We start from the raw sequence: 14,433 nt of genomic DNA, 5'->3' as shown, positions 1-14,433 counted from the left end.
AATCACATCCCCTGGCAGAACCGGTTTCACACTGTCACCTGCAGTTCCGCAAATGGGCCGGCGCCATACCGTTCCGAAACCTGGGCCACGCATAGCGTGATGGTGCCGCTTGCGCCGTCCACGGCCATCTCTGACGCCGCGTAGGCCCATTCCGGGGTGTTGACGGTCACGTCCCGAAGTACCGTCTCTCCCTGGCGCACCCGCACCTGGTAAGCCTCGCTGTCCTCGCCCAAGGGCACCTCTGCGCGGTCCCATCCATCTCCGTCGATCCGAGTGCGCCGGATCCAGTGGACAGCCAGGCCGCCGTTCGTTTGTTCCGCGTTCAAATGCGCGGGTCTGTAGGGCCGCAGGCCGTTTCCTTCGAAGACATGCACACGATGTTCGTAGGACGGATGGTCATAGGTCTGACTGGCCGGTCCGATCCGGTAATGGCGCTCCAGCCCCCTGTGCAGGGACTTGAGTGCGATCTGTGACGGGGTACCATCGAGAAGGACAACCCAGGAACCTGCGGGCCAAGACGTTGGCATCAAACCATCACTCCCCACCTGTCCGCGCAGACGGTGTGACAGGCGCCAACGCCCTTCCGAGATCAACTCGGCATCCCGGAACTGAAACAACTCCCAGTTTCCGGGTGTCCCGTCGCCTATGGCCATCAGGTTGCCGCCCCCAAGTAGGGCCGCATCACTGATCGATTGCAGGCCTCCACTGGCCAACCGCACTTCAAGCGGCGCCCCGTTGTCGATCACTCCTGCCCGAGCCGATGGCAGGTCAGTTTCGGTAAGACCGATTACCGACCGCGCGGCCACGATGCCGTTCAGCCCATAATCCGCGTCTTGCGCGGCATCATATACGGCGACACTGTCAGACCAGGGTGTCGCGCTCAGCGCAAGGTGCGGCGCATGCGGCACTTCATCCCCGCTGATAAGGGGCACATCCAGGAACACCGGCGTCACCGGGACGGCGGGCGTGAACGGTCGGACCTGGGGCGGTTCCTCGGGCATCTCCGACGGCAGGAATACGTCTAGCTCGATCCGGACGGCATCTACGATCTGGTGCTCCATGATCTCGACCTTGTCGATCCGCGCCAGGGTTGGACCACGGTCTGAGGGCAATCGAACGATGTCACCCGCGCCCAGCGCAAGTTTCGACGGAGGCAAGGCAAAGCGCAGGGTGTCTCGTGAGACCCTCGCCTCTGCCAGCCAGCGTTCCGCCGTCTGCCGCCCCTCGCCGCGTGTCAGGGCAAGCGGCATGTCGGTTTCCGAAACCGCATGCATGGCCTCATCCGGCAGCACGGCCTCTTCCGCCGCAACCTGGTGGTCCGCATCCGCCAGGACGAAATGGACGCGCACGCGCCCGGCCATTTCGGCCTCACTTGCACGCGTTTCTGCCAGATCGCCCTCGATCTCGTCACTGACCGCAAGCACGTCGCGCGGAATGTCCACCGGCCCCAGCCCCCGACGCATCCGAAAAACAAGCCTCCCGTCCCTCTCTATGGCATCGAACCCATGCGCCAGCATCAACGGCTGCAGCGCCCGTCTTGCATCACTGACCTGGGACACGACATAGCCGCGCACCACCCCGTGCAGGTCGCTCGTATCCACATCCGTCAAGCCCACTCGGGAACAGATTTCGCGCACGACTGAGGCAAGGCTGCGAATGGACAGTCGCCCGTTCAGCCAATGCCCTCGCCGATAGTTCGGCCCGTCCGACCAAAGTTTCTCATCCGCCGGAAACCAGGGATAGGGCCGCGCATCCCAGGCCCAGACGAAACAGCGCTCAAGATCCAGCATCTGCCCGCCATAGACGAACGACACGGGGTTGTTCCCGGCCTCCCCCCAATAGCCAAGTTGTGCCTTCAGGTATTGCTGTTGGATCGCATCATCCCGCAAACCGTTGGAAAAATGCGGCAGGTTTGATTCCGAGGATTTCGGGTCGAAAAACTTGTTGGGTTGGTTCGTCCCCTTGTCGATTGCCGCACACCCCAGTTCGGTGAACCAGATCGGTTTGGATTCCGGCTGCCAGGCGGTCGCAGTGGGCTGCCTTACGCCGGCAATTCGTTCATGGTGCGGATTGCTCCACCAGTTGCGAAGGTCCTTGTAGCGCCAGACCCAGGGTTCGCCATGCGCCCCGTCGCTGATCGGTGTGCGCACTTGCGCGTCCCGGTCTGCCTCGGAGGCATAGAACCAATCGTACCCTTCACCGCCCTCGATATTGGCGCGCAGATAGTCCTGATTGTAGATGCTCCCCCACCCTGCGTCTGCGTGCTCTTGTCCATCACGCCAGTCGGAAAGTGGCATGTAGTTGTCGATCCCGACGAAATCTATCTCGGCATCGGACCAGAGAGGGTCCAGGTGAAAGTAGAGGTCGCCAGAGCCATCATTCGGCTGATACCCGAAATACTCTGTCCAATCCGCCGCGTAGCCGATCATGGTGGAAGAGCCCAGCAAGGCCCGGCACTCGGTCGCAAGATCCTTCAGCGCGGCCACCGCAGCAAATCCTGTAGCGCCACGGATCTGGGTCAGACCGCGCATCTCGGAGCCAATGCAGAACGCTTCCACCCCCCCGGCCGCCGCACAAAGCGCCGCCTGGTGCAGGATAAAGCGTCGATAGCCCCATTCCTGCGGACCAGAGTAGCCAACCGCCCCCCCATTCACCGAGAAGTCGCTGGCAGAAGCCGTACCAAAGAAGGCGGCAATCTCCGCATCAGCCGCAGCAGTCCCGTCCGGAGACCCGGGTTGTCCGGGCGCCGCACTCAGCGTGATTCGACCACGCCAGGGCAAAGCGGCCTGTTCCACCGTCCCTGTCCAGGGGTCTGGCAGATCATTCCCGGGCATCTGATCCATCAGGACAAAGGGATAGTACATGACCCCGAGGCCCTCAGCCTGCATTTTTTGGATTGCCTGAATCACGGAGGCATCGGTCGGCGTACCTCCGTAAACCGGCCGCCCATCGCTTTGGGGCACGATCTCTGCCAAGCTCCGATCTATCCCCGCGACTGACCAGGGCATGGACTTTGCCTCATGCTCGGTCTGCTCGATCTTGGGGCGAATAGTGCAACTGCCGCAGCGCAAGTCATCCCCGAACCAGCTCACGATCAGTGAGGCGGCACCGCAATTCGGTGCCTCGTCGCCCAGTTGTTTGATTGATGTGTTGAAATCTGGCGCTTCGGAAGGCGAGTTGACATTGGCGACGGCCTTGCCCTTCGCACCAATACCAAACGGGTTGTCCTGCGCGCTCGCAGCATGCCGCATATAGATCGGATCGGTGGCGAGGGCGTATTCACCAGTGCCGGGGATCATGGCGACGCCCCGAACCAGATCGGGAAGCTCCCCCGTCGACAATTCCGGGCGCGTGACTTCGAAACTGAATTGAGGAACGCGGTTGCCAAAGCGTTCCAGCCGCAGGTCCTCAATGACCACGTAAGCCGTGCCGCGATAAGCGGGCACCTGCCCTGTGCCCTCGACCGCCTCGATCTTGGGATCAGGCAGCTGACTCTGTGTCCCGGCGTAAACCCGCATATTCAGGTCATCCACGGCGATCTCGGCGCCATCCGCCCAGACCCTGTTGACCGAGGTGATCTGACCTTCGCAGAGCGCCAGGGCCAGGCTCACAGAGTAGCTGAATTCCCGAATTGTGGGCTGGGGAGGTGCCCCCTTTCCGGAACCACCGGATTCACGGACGCGCTCCTTGAACTCGGTCGCCCAGATCACGTGTCCGCCAACACGCATACGCCCATAGACCTGCGCAATGGGCGCCCCCTCTCCGGCGCCGGTCAGGCGAAACCGGTCGATCTTGCCAGTCTCCACCGCCTCTGACCCGGTCCCCAGCAGACGCTGGTCCAGGGAACGACCGATGGAGGCCCCGATGAATCGACCAACCGCTGTCATCGAAAGGCCAAGGACAGAGCCGCCAATGGAACTGCCGATTGCCGCACCCGCGGCGGAAAGAAGGATCGTCGCCATCACTCTATCTCCAAAGGAAGGGCAAAGCGGGCCACGACCCGCCGCGCCCAGGGCGCGCTCAGGGCGCTCTCAATCACGCCATGTCCGCTGTACGCGTGGATGAAACTTGCCCCCGGTCCTACCTGCGCTTGTAGGCCGAGATGCTTGGCCACCGCCCCGTCGCGCATCCGGAACAGAAGAACATCCCCTTCGGCCTGATCATCGGGACGCTTGACCGCCATGTGCCGAAGGCCGGCCCGCCAAAGGCGTTCCTCACCTTCGGGTTCAGACCAGTCCTTGCTGTAGGCGGGCACGGTTTCGGGTTCTTCACCGATCACCTCGCGCCAGACACCTCGCAACAACCCCAGACAATCGCACCCCGCCCCCTTGCAAGAGGCCTGATGGACATAGGGCGTGCCGATCCAGCCTCGTGCCGCCGCCACAACCCGGTTCATCTGCGGCTTCCGCCGTCCAGTCGTTTCGCATAGCTGGGATGAACGGTGATCCAGTCTTCCTCGGGCAAATCGGGGAACCCCCTGAAGTTCAAGTGGTTTCCGAACTTCAGGCGACAGGTTTCAAAGCGTCGGTCACATCCCGCCGTTAGGCGCACCTGATCACCGGTCTGAGGCACCGCCCGCAAGGGCTCCCAAAGCTCTATCGCCCGGGACCCATCCTTGCGCAGATGGTCCCGTTTGATCGCGCCCCCTAACCCTTTGGCCTCACCGGTCAGCACGTCCAGTTTGCCACGTTGGAACCACCCGATGGCAAAGCCGGACAGGTCCGCTGCCAGGAACACGCGGCCTTGCTCAACGGCAATCAGCGGGCCTGAGTGAACGTATCCGCCGGACGACAGGTCAAAGCCACACTGGGCATCTCCCAGCACTGCCGAGCAGGGCTTTTGATACACCCGTCCAACCGGACGATTCAGCATTTCCGTCAATCCGCGAAGTTCGGCGTGAAATGCACCATCGCCGCGCCGTACTTCACCGATGGTTCCTCGGAACATGATCCGCCGCGCAGAAACATCTGCCCAGTTCACCAGCCAGGCCACGACCTCGGCCCCGTCATAGCGGCCTGCTGCAATATCCGGTTCACTGATGGCACTGGCACTCAAGGCGCCCATTGCCTCGGAATTGTCAACCGACAGTCCGGTTGACTGGCTAAGCGCCCTCGCCGACATGCCACTGTCGGCCCTGAACACCAGCCCGTCGAAAGCCAGGTCCCGATCATGGTCGGTGAACCCTAGACGCTGGCCATCCTTGCGGGTCACGGCCCAGGCACGGGCTACTGTCGTCAAACCACCCGACAGGTGTGTATGCAGCTCTTCCGCCCCCATCAGACCCGAACCTCCACCACAGGCACATCAGGAACCTGACCCGCGTTGAGGGAACCCGCGCTGACGTGAATGCGGTCCGTATCGAACCGCACTGGAACGTCAAAGACGAACCCGGCCCGAACCTCCTGACCGACACCCGGCACGCTTTGCAGGGTCACGATGCCCGTGGCGATGTCCACGGAAAACCCGGTCCCTTCGGTCAGCGGGATTCCGTCGACTTCGACCAGGACAGACCCGGCTGTGGGCTTGTTCACTGGCCGAACATAGCTTGCGCCACCTGACGCGTACGTCTTTGACAACTGAAACCCGACGCGCGCGCCATCACCTGTTCCGATCACCTGATCAGAAGACGCGGGCACAGCAGAGGGCGCGCAGGATTTGAAATCCGCCCAATCCTTCCAGCGAAACCCGTATAGCTGCCCCTGCCGCGCTTCGAAAAAGGCGATCAGTTCGGCCAAATCATCAAGTGACCGCAAGCCAAGCCCCGCGTCGTAGCGTCTGCGGGAATGCGCCCAGGGTGTGTTGCGCTCTTCATAGCCGGACGTCAGCGTCACGATATCCGTGCGTCGCTCCGGTCCTCCGACCGAGCCAAAGCTCAGGTCAGTCGGAAATCTCACCTCGTGAAAGCTCATTTCGTCCCCCTCAGCGGTTGCGCGCGCCACGGCTCAGCGCCTGCCCCATGCGGGCTGCGATCTGACTCTGGCTGCGCTGGAATCCCGCCACATCCGGCGTGGAAATATTCATGACCACCGTCACCGGCCCTTGGCCGCCACCCTCGGCACGCACACCTAGCTTGCCATCGGCGCCCCGGGTCAGCGGCATGATCGCTTCAGGACCTGCTTCGCCCATCAGCCCGGTGCCGCCGCGCATCGGGAAATAGGTCGGGCTGGCGACAACGCCGCCATTGGCAAAGGGCATCACCCGGCCCTGCGAGAATCCTGCGCCGTCGGCAAAGGGCGAAAAGCCGCCAAACACGCCCGATACAGCAGACGACAATAGCCCACCGACATGGTTGGCGACCGGTGTCACGGCCGCCTTCCAGGCTGCGTCGATCATGGATTGCGCGACCGTACGGAGCGCGTCGGACAATTTCATGCCATCCAGAACGACCCCGTCGATGGCCCTGGCCACCCCCCGGCTCAACGTCGCTTCCAACTTCGTGGCTCCTCGGCTGGTCGCGGAAAAGGTCTCATGAATGCGTTTCAATTCGGCATCAAATTGCGCCGCCATCCCGATGGCGCCTCCCAAAGAGGTCTCCAGCGCCTCGACCTGGTCATCAAGATCCTCGATCATGTTCCGTCACCTCGCATTTCGTCGGGAAAGGCCGACATCAGTTCCGTCAACCGTGTCCGTCCCATTGGTTTCGTGCCGTCTCCCTCGCCCAGCATCAGTTGCAGCTCTGCGGGCGTCAGCGCCCAGAACTCCCAGGGTTTGAGGCCAAGACCCTTCATCCCCGCGCGCATGAGGGTCGGCCAATCAAACCCCGCCATCACTGGTCTCCGGCAGCATGAAGGCGCGTGCCAACAACTCGGCCGCCGCGCGCGCCGCAGCCATCGGACCTCCTTCGATCTCTGCGGACAGAAGATCCGAGGCCTGCCCGGTCCAGCCCCCGCCGCGCAAGCCCGCCACGATCAACGCCAGCACGTCACGCGTGCTGAACCCTCCCGTTTCGAAACGCTGCACCAGGTCGACGAGCGATCCGCTTGCCAGCCCGGCTTCCAGTTCCGCCAACGCACCCAACGTCAGCCGCATCACGTGGCTCTGGCCTTCGATGACCAGCACCACGTCCCCTCGCCACGGATTGCCCATGACTTACGCCGCCGTGAAGCTGAGCGCGCCCGCCGAGGCCAGCGCCAGTTCATAGGTCGCCTCGCCGTCATGTGCCCCGGCATACTCGATCGACGTCACCTGGAAGGGGCCTTCGACCGTGCCGAAATCCGGGATGATCACCTGGAAGGCCGGTGTTACACCGTCAAAGAAGATCTGGCGCGCGCGTTCGTCCGTGGCCCCATCCTTGAACACGCCCGACCCGCTCAGATTGGCCGATTTCACACCGGCACCCGCCAGCAGTTCCCGCCAGCCCCCGGTGCTTTCCAATGTGGTCACATCCACCTGCTCGGCGTTGAAACTGATGCGCGTCGCGCGCAGTCCCGCCAGCGTTTCGAAAGTGCCGCTCACGTCGACCTTGATCAGCAGGTCTTTCCCGTTCTGTGCCGCCATTGCTTTCACTCCTGCAAAAAGTTTTCATTCATCCCCGGCTGCGCCTTCACGGCGCACTGGCGTCCTCGACCCGAGCGCGAAAGGTCAGGTCGATGCACCGCAAGCCACGGCTCTCGCGCTTTGCCTTTGCCTTCTCGAACCACAGGCCGACCAGGCGGCCCCGGGCCAGCATCAGGTCGGCACCGTGCAGTGCATCGCTGATCGCCGCCGCTGCATCTTTGGCGGTCTGAAAGCCCGACTTGGATGTCACCACCGAGACGACGAACCTGTGCCAGGCTCCCGACCCGCTTTGGTCTCCCGCGTCCCTCGCCGTCTCAGGACCCAGCGCGACATAAATCGGTGGCAAGTTGCCCGTGGGCAGCGCATCGTAGATGTCGGCCCCCACCAGCGCACTCAGCGCCGCGTCTCCCTGAAGACGGGTAAAGACAGAGGCCTGCAGGGCGCTCGCAACCGCGTAACTCATGCCGAAAGCTCCTCCTGGCATTCGCAAATCAGGTAGAGACCCGAAGGCTCCTGCTCGGTCACCGACTCGATCCGGAACAGCCGCGTGCCCATGCGGAATCGTTGTCCTGGCCCAGGACGATCGGAATGCCCCTGCGGTGCGCCACGCACCGTGATCTTGAACCCGCCGATGGAAATCTCACCGGTCTCGCCCCGGGCCAGCCGCCCGGTCCGAGGCTTGACCTCGGCCCAGAGCGTGCCCAGCGCGGTCCAGGTTTCCTCGAACCCGCCGGCTCCATCGCCGACACGCTGCGGCGCCTCCAGAACCAAGCGCCTGTTTACCCTGCGGCTCATGCGCCCAGCCCCATGCGTACCGGACGGTAGCGGGCTATCAGGCTCGTCACGCCAAAGGGCATGCATCCCTGGCTCAGCGCCGTGTCGCTGCGATACTCGTAGTAGTGCGCTGCCAACATCAGGACCGCCTGTCTCAGGTCCGCCGGCACTGCGTCGAACGTCGCCCCGTATCCCGCGTCGAAACGGATCTCCACCGATCCGCCCGTGGGAACACCCGGAAGACTTGTCCCGGTGGGCCGAAGCCTCGGCTCAAAGGCATCCTTCTGCAGCCGGTAGGCACCAGGATCGATGGTGGTTGCCGAACCGTAGGCATCGACAACTGTCACCTCCGTGACCGCCTGTACCGGCGCCACCGGCAACCGCTGTCCCTCACAGGATGCCCAGCGATCCAGCGTCATCAGAAAACCCCGGCTGATCAGCGCCTTGCTCGTCCGTCCTTCGATGGCGGCCAAGGCCGCACGCAGGAACGAGATCAGAACCGGATCCTGCAAATCGCTCTCGGTAAAACCGCTGCCCAGCAGCAGATGGTCCTTCAAGGCACCAATCGGAAGCGCCGCCTCCGGCACCTGGGTTTCTTCCACCAACATCATGCTTCTTCTCCGAAATCCTCGACCATCCCTAGTCCGCCAGGCGGTTGGGCGCGCGCCGCCCAGGTTGCACGGGCGGAGGGGTAGCTGGACAACATGAACAGGCGCGCGCCCCAGAGAGACGGGCCCAAGGGCCCGCCCCCCATCTCATGGCCTGGCTCAGCTGACCGCGACGCGCAGCAGCTTGATGGCCGCGAAATCGCTCACATCGCCGCCCACGCGCTTGGTGGCATAGAACAGGACGTGCGGCTTGGCGCTGAAGGGGTCGCGCAACACACGCAGGTCCGGACGCTCGGCAACGGTATAGCCGGCCCCGAAGTCACCAAAGGCGATCGGGTAAGCGTCGGCCTCGACATCGGGCATGTCCTCGACGATCAGGACAGGATAACCCAGCAGGCGGGCAGGTTCACCGGCAGCAAGCCCGTCGTTCCACAGGTGACGCCCGTCATTGTCCTTGAGCTTGCGGATCGCCGCGGCGGTCTTCGAGTTCATCACGAAGCTCGCATTGGCGCGATAGCGCGAATCCAGCGCATAGGTCACGTCGATCAGCACATCGCCATTGCCCAGGTCGCTCGCCGACCCCGATGCCTTGTACCCCAGGTTGCCCCAGGTCCAGCTGTCGTTCTCGACCGTCGGATGGGTCAGAAAGCCGGTCGGCTTGTCGATACCGTCGCCGTTGACGAAGGCCGCCGCCTCGGCCCGCACGAACTTGTCCGCGATCCGCGCCGCAAGCCAGCTTTCAACGTCGAAGGCGCTGTCGTCCAGCAAGCGCTGCGACACCTTGGGCATCGCGTTCAACTCGTAGAGCGGGATCGAGATCCGCTCGATCGTGGGGGTCCCGGTCTCGGCGGTCGACGAGGTCTCGTTGGCCCAGCCGGCGCCGGTGTCGTTCTGGTCGATCAGCACGTCAAAGGACGAGGCCTCGACATTCACCACGCTGGAAATCGCACGGATCGAGACCTTGGAGTCCAGCTTGGACTTGATGGTCTGCGCGGTCTCGGGATCCACCAGGAACCCGCCGTCCGAGTTGATCGCGGTGGACATGGCCTTGCCTTCCAGCTCAAGGCCGCGCAGGGCATCGTCGTCGCCGGTGCGCAGGTAGGCGTCGAACGCCTTCAGGTGGGGGGCCTCGACCTCGGTACGGGTCGAAAGCGCCGGACGGTTCGCTTTCGCGGTCTTGTGATCCAGCATGGTCAGTCGCTCTTCCTGTTTCTGAAGCTTCTCTTCAAGGTCGGCCTGCAGGGCCTTGTAGTCCCCGATCAGTCCCGCCATCGCGGCACTCACCCGGGCGACCGGAGACAGATCTTCCCCGGTCCGAGACTTGGTCCCGGTGTCGCTCATCCTTCGTTCCTTCGTGATTGCCCTGCCGCTCTGCTGCTCGAGGGCAGTGTCGTGAGTGACGCGCGTCAGCCGCCCGCCAGGTTGCGGCGCATGCCCTCAAGGGCCTCCGCCAGATCGCGCAGGGCGATGTCGTCGGGGGTCTCCCCCTTGGACGCGACCCGCGCACTGGGCAGCATCGGAAAGGTCACCAGCGACACTTCCCAAAGCTCCAGTTCCGTCAGGACCCGATGGCCCTTGTCATTCTTCGTGGCCTTCAGCGTGCGATAGCCGATCGACAACCCGTCGATGGCGCCCGCCGCGATCAGCGCCGCCGCCTCGCGGCCACGTTCAACGCTGTCCAGCAGGCGCCCCTTGACGTAGAGACCGCGCTCATCCTCACGCACCTCCTGCCAGATACCGATGGGCTGGGCCGGGTCGTGCTGCCACAACATCTTGACCGCGCGCCCTTCGCCCGCCAGCCGTTTCAGCGACCGTGCATAGGCCCCCCTGGCCACCACGTCGCCGCCCTGGTCGCAGGCGCCGAACAACGAGGCATAGCCCTCGATGTCACGCCCCTCGACGGTCACATCCGCGTCGAAGCGGCAGAATTTGTGCTCAAGTTCCATCTCGATCCCTCTGCTAGGTTCGCGGTTCGGCCTCTCAGGGCGCCGCGTTCAGAAAGCCCTGGAACAGATCCGCAAGGATCGCCCCCGCTACCCCGTAGACCGTCAGCCACAGCCGCCGCTCCAACCGCTCGATCAAGGCCTCCAACCGTTCGAAACGGTCCGTCAGCGCATCGAACTGCAACTTGCTCACCCGTTCATGCGCCTCCAGGCGCAATCCCGGCGCACAGGCAAAAGCCTCGTGTCGCGAACGCAGGTCAGTCACTGATGTCCTCCTCCGCCTCGGCGGGCAGGCCCAGCATCCGGCGCTTTTCGGCGCGGGTCAGGAAATCTGCCTGCGCCACCCGGTTCCACTGCGCATCGCGCTCGGTCGCCAGCGCCGGCACCTGATCCAGGTCGGGCGCCAGGACCACGTCCTCGCCGCTCCAGGACGACAGCCAGCGCCCAACACTTGCCGCAACCTTGGTGGCCAGCGGCAGAACCGTCTGGCGATAGAAGGCCCGGTGCGCCTCGGCGTAGTTGGCATAGGTCGCCTCGCCCGGGATCCCCAGCATCATGGGCGGCACGCCAAAGGCCACGGCGATCTCGCGCGCCGCCGCTTCCTTGGTCTTCTGGAACTCCATGTCCGAGGGCGAAAAACCCATCGGCTTCCAGTCCAGTCCGCCTTCCAGAAGCATCGGCCGCCCGGCATTGCGTGCGCCCTGGTGGTGCATCTCCATCTCGGATTGCAGGCGCTCGAACTGTTCCGGGCTCAGGTGGCCCTGCCCGTCCGATCCCGTCCAGACGATCGCACCCGAGGGCCGCGCCGCATTGTCCAGCAACCCCTTCGACCAGCGCGAGGCCGCATTGTGCACATCCACCGCCTGCGCCGCCGCCTGCAAGGGTGACAAGCCATAGTGATCGTCCTGCGGATGAAAGGCCTTCACATGGCAGATCGGCGAGACCGGCCCCGTCACGCCAAAGCGGTGCTTGCGCCCACCAACCGCGTATTCATAGGCCACCGGCCAGCCGTCGGCACCGGGCACCACGCTCATCCGGTCGCTGCGCAACACGTGCAGCTCAAAGGGCAGCCCGCTTTCGCCCGCCACCGCCTCGACATAGCCGTCTCCGGACAGCAGCAGCTGACCATAGAGCGCCTCGAACAGCTCGGCCCGCCCCTGGGCCGGGTTCGGTGCGGCCACCAGTTTGAGGATCGGATGCTCGGCAAATCGCGTCGCATTGTCCTGCAGGACCAGCGGCAGCGCCGCCGCCGCCTCGGCGATCAGCTTGACCGCGCGAAACCCTACCGGGTTGCCGGCAAAGGCCTGCTTGGTCAGCGAAACGGTATCGCGCGGGCTCCAGGCCACGCGCCCCCCGTTCAGATGCGCCACCAGGCGCCCCGTCGCCGAGGCCTTGGCCTGGGGCGCACCCTGCACCTCGTCACCCTGTCCGCCCCGCCGCAGAAAATCGAATACCATGCCAAGTCGCTCCTTTTCCCAGGGCGGCGCGCCCCGCGGCCCGCACCCGTCCCGTCCGCGCGAACCGCCGATCCGCGCGCTACCGGTCTGTTCCGTCTTCTGAACTGGCCCGGAGGCTGCCCACCTCCGCGTCTCTTGAGGCAATCTAGGAAAACCGCCTTAAGGCCGCGTCACACCACCGTCCGGACGATGCGCAACACCGCAACATGCTCGTCGCCCCCATGTTTCTTTGGGCGGAAAATACCTCCGGGGAGCGCGAGGGGCTGGCCCCTCGCTCCGACAGGCCCAAATTCCGCCGGACGCGGATCAATGCATCCGCATGCCACACTCCAGGGGGAGGATTCGCCCCGCCGCCAGGGTCACAACACCCGCACCTGCGGCGCACGCTTCACCGGACGAATACCCAGCATCAGCTCGCTCAGCGCCCAGACCAGTGCATCCACCCGGTCCGGACTGCCCGACCCCAGGTAGCCTTCCGGCGTCATCATGCACATCTGCGCCTCCAGCTCTGCCAGCCCGACCGCGTGCTTCACTCGCCCCTGCTCGTACAGCGCCGCCACCGGCTCGGCCCTCAGCGATTTCCCCTGCGAGGCATGCACCGCCTTGTAGGCGACATAGGGATCGACCTGGCGCAAGGTGGCCTCCACCATCGCGCCGCCCTGGTTGACCTCGGCCACAACCCGGTCGGCCTGCCAGCGGGCCGCCGCCTCGATGGCTGCCGTCGCCCAGCCGACGGGTGACAATCCCTGGACAGAAGCGTCCTCCAGCACATAGGCCCGCCGCGCGCGCGGATCATCGCTGTCGACCAGCCCGGCCACGACGATCCCGCAGGCATCGGCCCGCGCCCCTGCCCCCGCCGGCGGATCCACCGCCACCACGACCCGGTCCATGTCGGGCAGCCGCCCGGCGCGCGCGCCATCCAGCATCTCCCGCGTCCAGAGCGCGCCATCCACCTGGTCCAGCAACACACCGTCCAGCTCCTGCAAGCCCAGCGACTGCCCCTCGTAACGAGTCCGCACCTCCTCCAGGAATGTCTCGGCCAGGTGCGCCTGGTTGGCCTCGGTCCGGGCGTGGGTCGATACGGTCGAGGGCAGCTCCAGCAACGCCTTCAGCACCCCCACGTTGCGCGGCGTCGTCGTCACGCAAACCCGGGGCGCCTCGCCCAGCCGCAACCCGAACTGCAACATGTCCCAGACATCCTGTGCCTTCTTCCACTTGGCGAATTCATCCGCCCAGGCGCCATCGAACTGCGGCCCGCGCAGCGCCTCCGGGTCCTGTGCCGAAAACACCATCGCCTCGGCCCCGTTGGGCCAGACCAGCGTCCGCCGGGTCGAGACGTATTTCGGTTTCCGGTCCGGCGGCGTGCAATTCATGATCCCGCTGTCGCCATAGATCATCACCTCGCGCACCTGGTCGTAAGTCTCGCCGATCAGCGCGATGCGCCTGCACCGGCCCTTGTCCAGCGGCTTGGCCCCCTCGACCTGCGCCCGCACCCATTCCGACCCGGCGCGGGTCTTGCCCGCGCCGCGCCCGCCCAGGATCACCCAGCTGCGCCAGTCGCCTTCCGGCGGCAGCTGGTGCGCATGGGCCCAGAACTCAAACAGGTAGGGGAGCGCCATGCGCTCCCCCTCGGTCATTTCATCCAGGAACCTGTCCTTCAACACAGCAGGCCCGGAGGCTATCCAGGCGGCACCCGACCGCAAGTCGGGCCGCCTCGAGGTCGAGTCCGTAGACGTCGCTGATTCCCTCTTCCTTTCGGATGATCTCTTCAAGTTCCAACTCCGTTTCCCGGGCTGCGCGCAGCCAGTACCTCAACTCGCCCAGGGCGCTGCTCGCCTCGGACTTCTTCGCGATATCCCCTCTTTTCGCCCTGTCCTGCAGTTCGCCGATCTGATCGACGAGCTCCGCGATCGTGGCCGTTGCCCGGTCACGCTGCCTGCGCAGTCGCTCGCACCGCTCGCTGGCGATGATGACGATGCGCGGTTCTTCTTGGTTCTGCTCTGCACTGCTCATGCTCGACACCTTTTTTGCCTGTAGGTTGCCCCTCCTGGGTGGCAGGGCACGAAAAACGGCCCCAAGGGGTTCCCCCGGGGGCCGCCTGCCGTACCTCGTCCAGCATGTCTGAAACCATACGGTCGACCGCGCGCTGGGTCA

Annotated in this window: 17 protein-coding genes; all 17 read right to left on the bottom strand. The window is 64.6% G+C overall.

Annotated elements, in window-relative coordinates; genetic code table 11:
* Positions 1-26: 26 nt before the first annotated feature.
* The 17 genes from G9Q80_RS00545 to G9Q80_RS00465 all read right to left on the bottom strand — a co-directional run bounded on the left by G9Q80_RS00545 (position 27) and on the right by G9Q80_RS00465 (position 14,292).
* On the bottom strand, positions 27-3,962 hold the full coding sequence (locus G9Q80_RS00545; protein WP_088714007.1) for a baseplate multidomain protein megatron: 3,936 nt from the start codon (positions 3,960-3,962) through the stop codon (positions 27-29).
* Positions 3,962-4,396, bottom strand: coding sequence for an NlpC/P60 family protein (locus G9Q80_RS00540; RefSeq protein WP_088714008.1), 435 nt, complete (start codon positions 4,394-4,396; stop codon positions 3,962-3,964). Before G9Q80_RS00540 ends, G9Q80_RS00545 begins: the two co-directional genes overlap by 1 nt.
* Entirely contained in the window at positions 4,393-5,277 is an 885-nt protein-coding gene (locus G9Q80_RS00535; RefSeq protein ID WP_088714009.1) for a phage/gene transfer agent baseplate hub protein, read from the bottom strand. Before G9Q80_RS00535 ends, G9Q80_RS00540 begins: the two co-directional genes overlap by 4 nt.
* Complete coding sequence (locus G9Q80_RS00530) at positions 5,277-5,909, bottom strand: DUF2460 domain-containing protein (protein WP_088714159.1); 633 nt, start codon at positions 5,907-5,909, stop codon at positions 5,277-5,279. Before G9Q80_RS00530 ends, G9Q80_RS00535 begins: the two co-directional genes overlap by 1 nt.
* A 10-nt stretch (positions 5,910-5,919) precedes the next feature.
* On the bottom strand, positions 5,920-6,570 hold the full coding sequence (locus G9Q80_RS00525) for an RcGTA-type gene transfer agent tail tape measure protein (RefSeq protein ID WP_043143506.1): 651 nt from the start codon (positions 6,568-6,570) through the stop codon (positions 5,920-5,922).
* Positions 6,567-6,767, bottom strand: a complete 201-nt coding sequence (locus tag G9Q80_RS00520; RefSeq protein WP_074620839.1) for a rcc01693 family protein — start codon at positions 6,765-6,767, stop codon at positions 6,567-6,569. The genes G9Q80_RS00525 and G9Q80_RS00520 overlap by 4 nt, the downstream gene beginning before the upstream one ends.
* On the bottom strand, positions 6,754-7,086 hold the full coding sequence (locus G9Q80_RS00515; RefSeq protein WP_088714010.1) for a gene transfer agent family protein: 333 nt from the start codon (positions 7,084-7,086) through the stop codon (positions 6,754-6,756). Before G9Q80_RS00515 ends, G9Q80_RS00520 begins: the two co-directional genes overlap by 14 nt.
* Before the next feature lie 3 nt (positions 7,087-7,089).
* Positions 7,090-7,497 carry a phage major tail protein, TP901-1 family gene (locus G9Q80_RS00510; RefSeq protein ID WP_088714011.1) on the bottom strand — a complete coding sequence of 136 codons (408 nt, stop codon included), beginning with the start codon at positions 7,495-7,497 and terminating at the stop codon, positions 7,090-7,092.
* A gap of 46 nt (positions 7,498-7,543) precedes the next feature.
* Positions 7,544-7,960, bottom strand: coding sequence for a DUF3168 domain-containing protein (locus tag G9Q80_RS00505; protein ID WP_088714012.1), 417 nt, complete (start codon positions 7,958-7,960; stop codon positions 7,544-7,546).
* Complete coding sequence (locus G9Q80_RS00500; protein ID WP_043143497.1) at positions 7,957-8,292, bottom strand: head-tail adaptor protein; 336 nt, start codon at positions 8,290-8,292, stop codon at positions 7,957-7,959. The genes G9Q80_RS00505 and G9Q80_RS00500 overlap by 4 nt, the downstream gene beginning before the upstream one ends.
* The gene (locus tag G9Q80_RS00495; protein ID WP_088714013.1) at positions 8,289-8,882 is read right to left on the bottom strand and encodes a head-tail connector protein; all 594 of its coding nucleotides are present in this window, start codon (positions 8,880-8,882) and stop codon (positions 8,289-8,291) included. Before G9Q80_RS00495 ends, G9Q80_RS00500 begins: the two co-directional genes overlap by 4 nt.
* A gap of 156 nt (positions 8,883-9,038) precedes the next feature.
* Positions 9,039-10,220, bottom strand: coding sequence for a phage major capsid protein (locus tag G9Q80_RS00490; RefSeq protein ID WP_088714014.1), 1,182 nt, complete (start codon positions 10,218-10,220; stop codon positions 9,039-9,041).
* 65 nt (positions 10,221-10,285) lie between these two features.
* Positions 10,286-10,825 carry an HK97 family phage prohead protease gene (locus tag G9Q80_RS00485; RefSeq protein WP_088714015.1) on the bottom strand — a complete coding sequence of 180 codons (540 nt, stop codon included), beginning with the start codon at positions 10,823-10,825 and terminating at the stop codon, positions 10,286-10,288.
* 34 nt (positions 10,826-10,859) lie between these two features.
* Positions 10,860-11,087, bottom strand: a complete 228-nt coding sequence (locus G9Q80_RS00480) for a GTA head formation protein, RCAP_rcc01685 family (RefSeq protein WP_082024671.1) — start codon at positions 11,085-11,087, stop codon at positions 10,860-10,862.
* Positions 11,080-12,279, bottom strand: coding sequence for a phage portal protein (locus G9Q80_RS00475; RefSeq protein ID WP_043143488.1), 1,200 nt, complete (start codon positions 12,277-12,279; stop codon positions 11,080-11,082). The genes G9Q80_RS00480 and G9Q80_RS00475 overlap by 8 nt, the downstream gene beginning before the upstream one ends.
* A 359-nt stretch (positions 12,280-12,638) precedes the next feature.
* Positions 12,639-13,898: a DNA-packaging protein gene (locus G9Q80_RS00470; protein ID WP_232788135.1), complete on the bottom strand. Its 1,260-nt coding sequence runs from the start codon at positions 13,896-13,898 to the stop codon at positions 12,639-12,641.
* Between the two features lie 19 nt (positions 13,899-13,917).
* Complete coding sequence (locus G9Q80_RS00465; RefSeq protein ID WP_043143483.1) at positions 13,918-14,292, bottom strand: hypothetical protein; 375 nt, start codon at positions 14,290-14,292, stop codon at positions 13,918-13,920.
* Positions 14,293-14,433: the final 141 nt, after the last annotated feature.

Source organism: Mameliella sp. LZ-28 (assembly GCF_012274245.1).
GTDB lineage: Bacteria > Pseudomonadota > Alphaproteobacteria > Rhodobacterales > Rhodobacteraceae > Antarctobacter > Antarctobacter albus.
The sequence above is the reverse complement of the archived record's forward strand: the minus strand, read 5'-3'. Positions and strand labels throughout refer to the sequence as shown.

Bases quoted from the DNA above. Each gene is read 5' to 3' on its own strand.
- G9Q80_RS00475 (WP_043143488.1), bottom strand. From the start codon at position 12,279: ATGGTATTCGATTTTCTGCGGCGGGGCGGACAGGGTGACGAGGTGCAG.
- G9Q80_RS00505 (WP_088714012.1), bottom strand. From the start codon at position 7,960: ATGAGTTACGCGGTTGCGAGCGCCCTGCAGGCCTCTGTCTTTACCCGT.
- G9Q80_RS00465 (WP_043143483.1), bottom strand. From the start codon at position 14,292: ATGAGCAGTGCAGAGCAGAACCAAGAAGAACCGCGCATCGTCATCATC.
- G9Q80_RS00535 (WP_088714009.1), bottom strand. From the start codon at position 5,277: ATGGGGGCGGAAGAGCTGCATACACACCTGTCGGGTGGTTTGACGACA.
- G9Q80_RS00530 (WP_088714159.1), bottom strand. From the start codon at position 5,909: ATGAGCTTTCACGAGGTGAGATTTCCGACTGACCTGAGCTTTGGCTCG.
- G9Q80_RS00490 (WP_088714014.1), bottom strand. From the start codon at position 10,220: ATGAGCGACACCGGGACCAAGTCTCGGACCGGGGAAGATCTGTCTCCG.
- G9Q80_RS00525 (WP_043143506.1), bottom strand. From the start codon at position 6,570: ATGATCGAGGATCTTGATGACCAGGTCGAGGCGCTGGAGACCTCTTTG.
- G9Q80_RS00495 (WP_088714013.1), bottom strand. From the start codon at position 8,882: ATGATGTTGGTGGAAGAAACCCAGGTGCCGGAGGCGGCGCTTCCGATT.
- G9Q80_RS00545 (WP_088714007.1), bottom strand. From the start codon at position 3,962: ATGGCGACGATCCTTCTTTCCGCCGCGGGTGCGGCAATCGGCAGTTCC.
- G9Q80_RS00470 (WP_232788135.1), bottom strand. From the start codon at position 13,898: ATGGCGCTCCCCTACCTGTTTGAGTTCTGGGCCCATGCGCACCAGCTG.
- G9Q80_RS00540 (WP_088714008.1), bottom strand. From the start codon at position 4,396: ATGAACCGGGTTGTGGCGGCGGCACGAGGCTGGATCGGCACGCCCTAT.
- G9Q80_RS00500 (WP_043143497.1), bottom strand. From the start codon at position 8,292: ATGAGCCGCAGGGTAAACAGGCGCTTGGTTCTGGAGGCGCCGCAGCGT.
- G9Q80_RS00515 (WP_088714010.1), bottom strand. From the start codon at position 7,086: ATGGGCAATCCGTGGCGAGGGGACGTGGTGCTGGTCATCGAAGGCCAG.
- G9Q80_RS00520 (WP_074620839.1), bottom strand. From the start codon at position 6,767: ATGGCGGGGTTTGATTGGCCGACCCTCATGCGCGCGGGGATGAAGGGT.
- G9Q80_RS00510 (WP_088714011.1), bottom strand. From the start codon at position 7,497: ATGGCGGCACAGAACGGGAAAGACCTGCTGATCAAGGTCGACGTGAGC.
- G9Q80_RS00485 (WP_088714015.1), bottom strand. From the start codon at position 10,825: ATGGAACTTGAGCACAAATTCTGCCGCTTCGACGCGGATGTGACCGTC.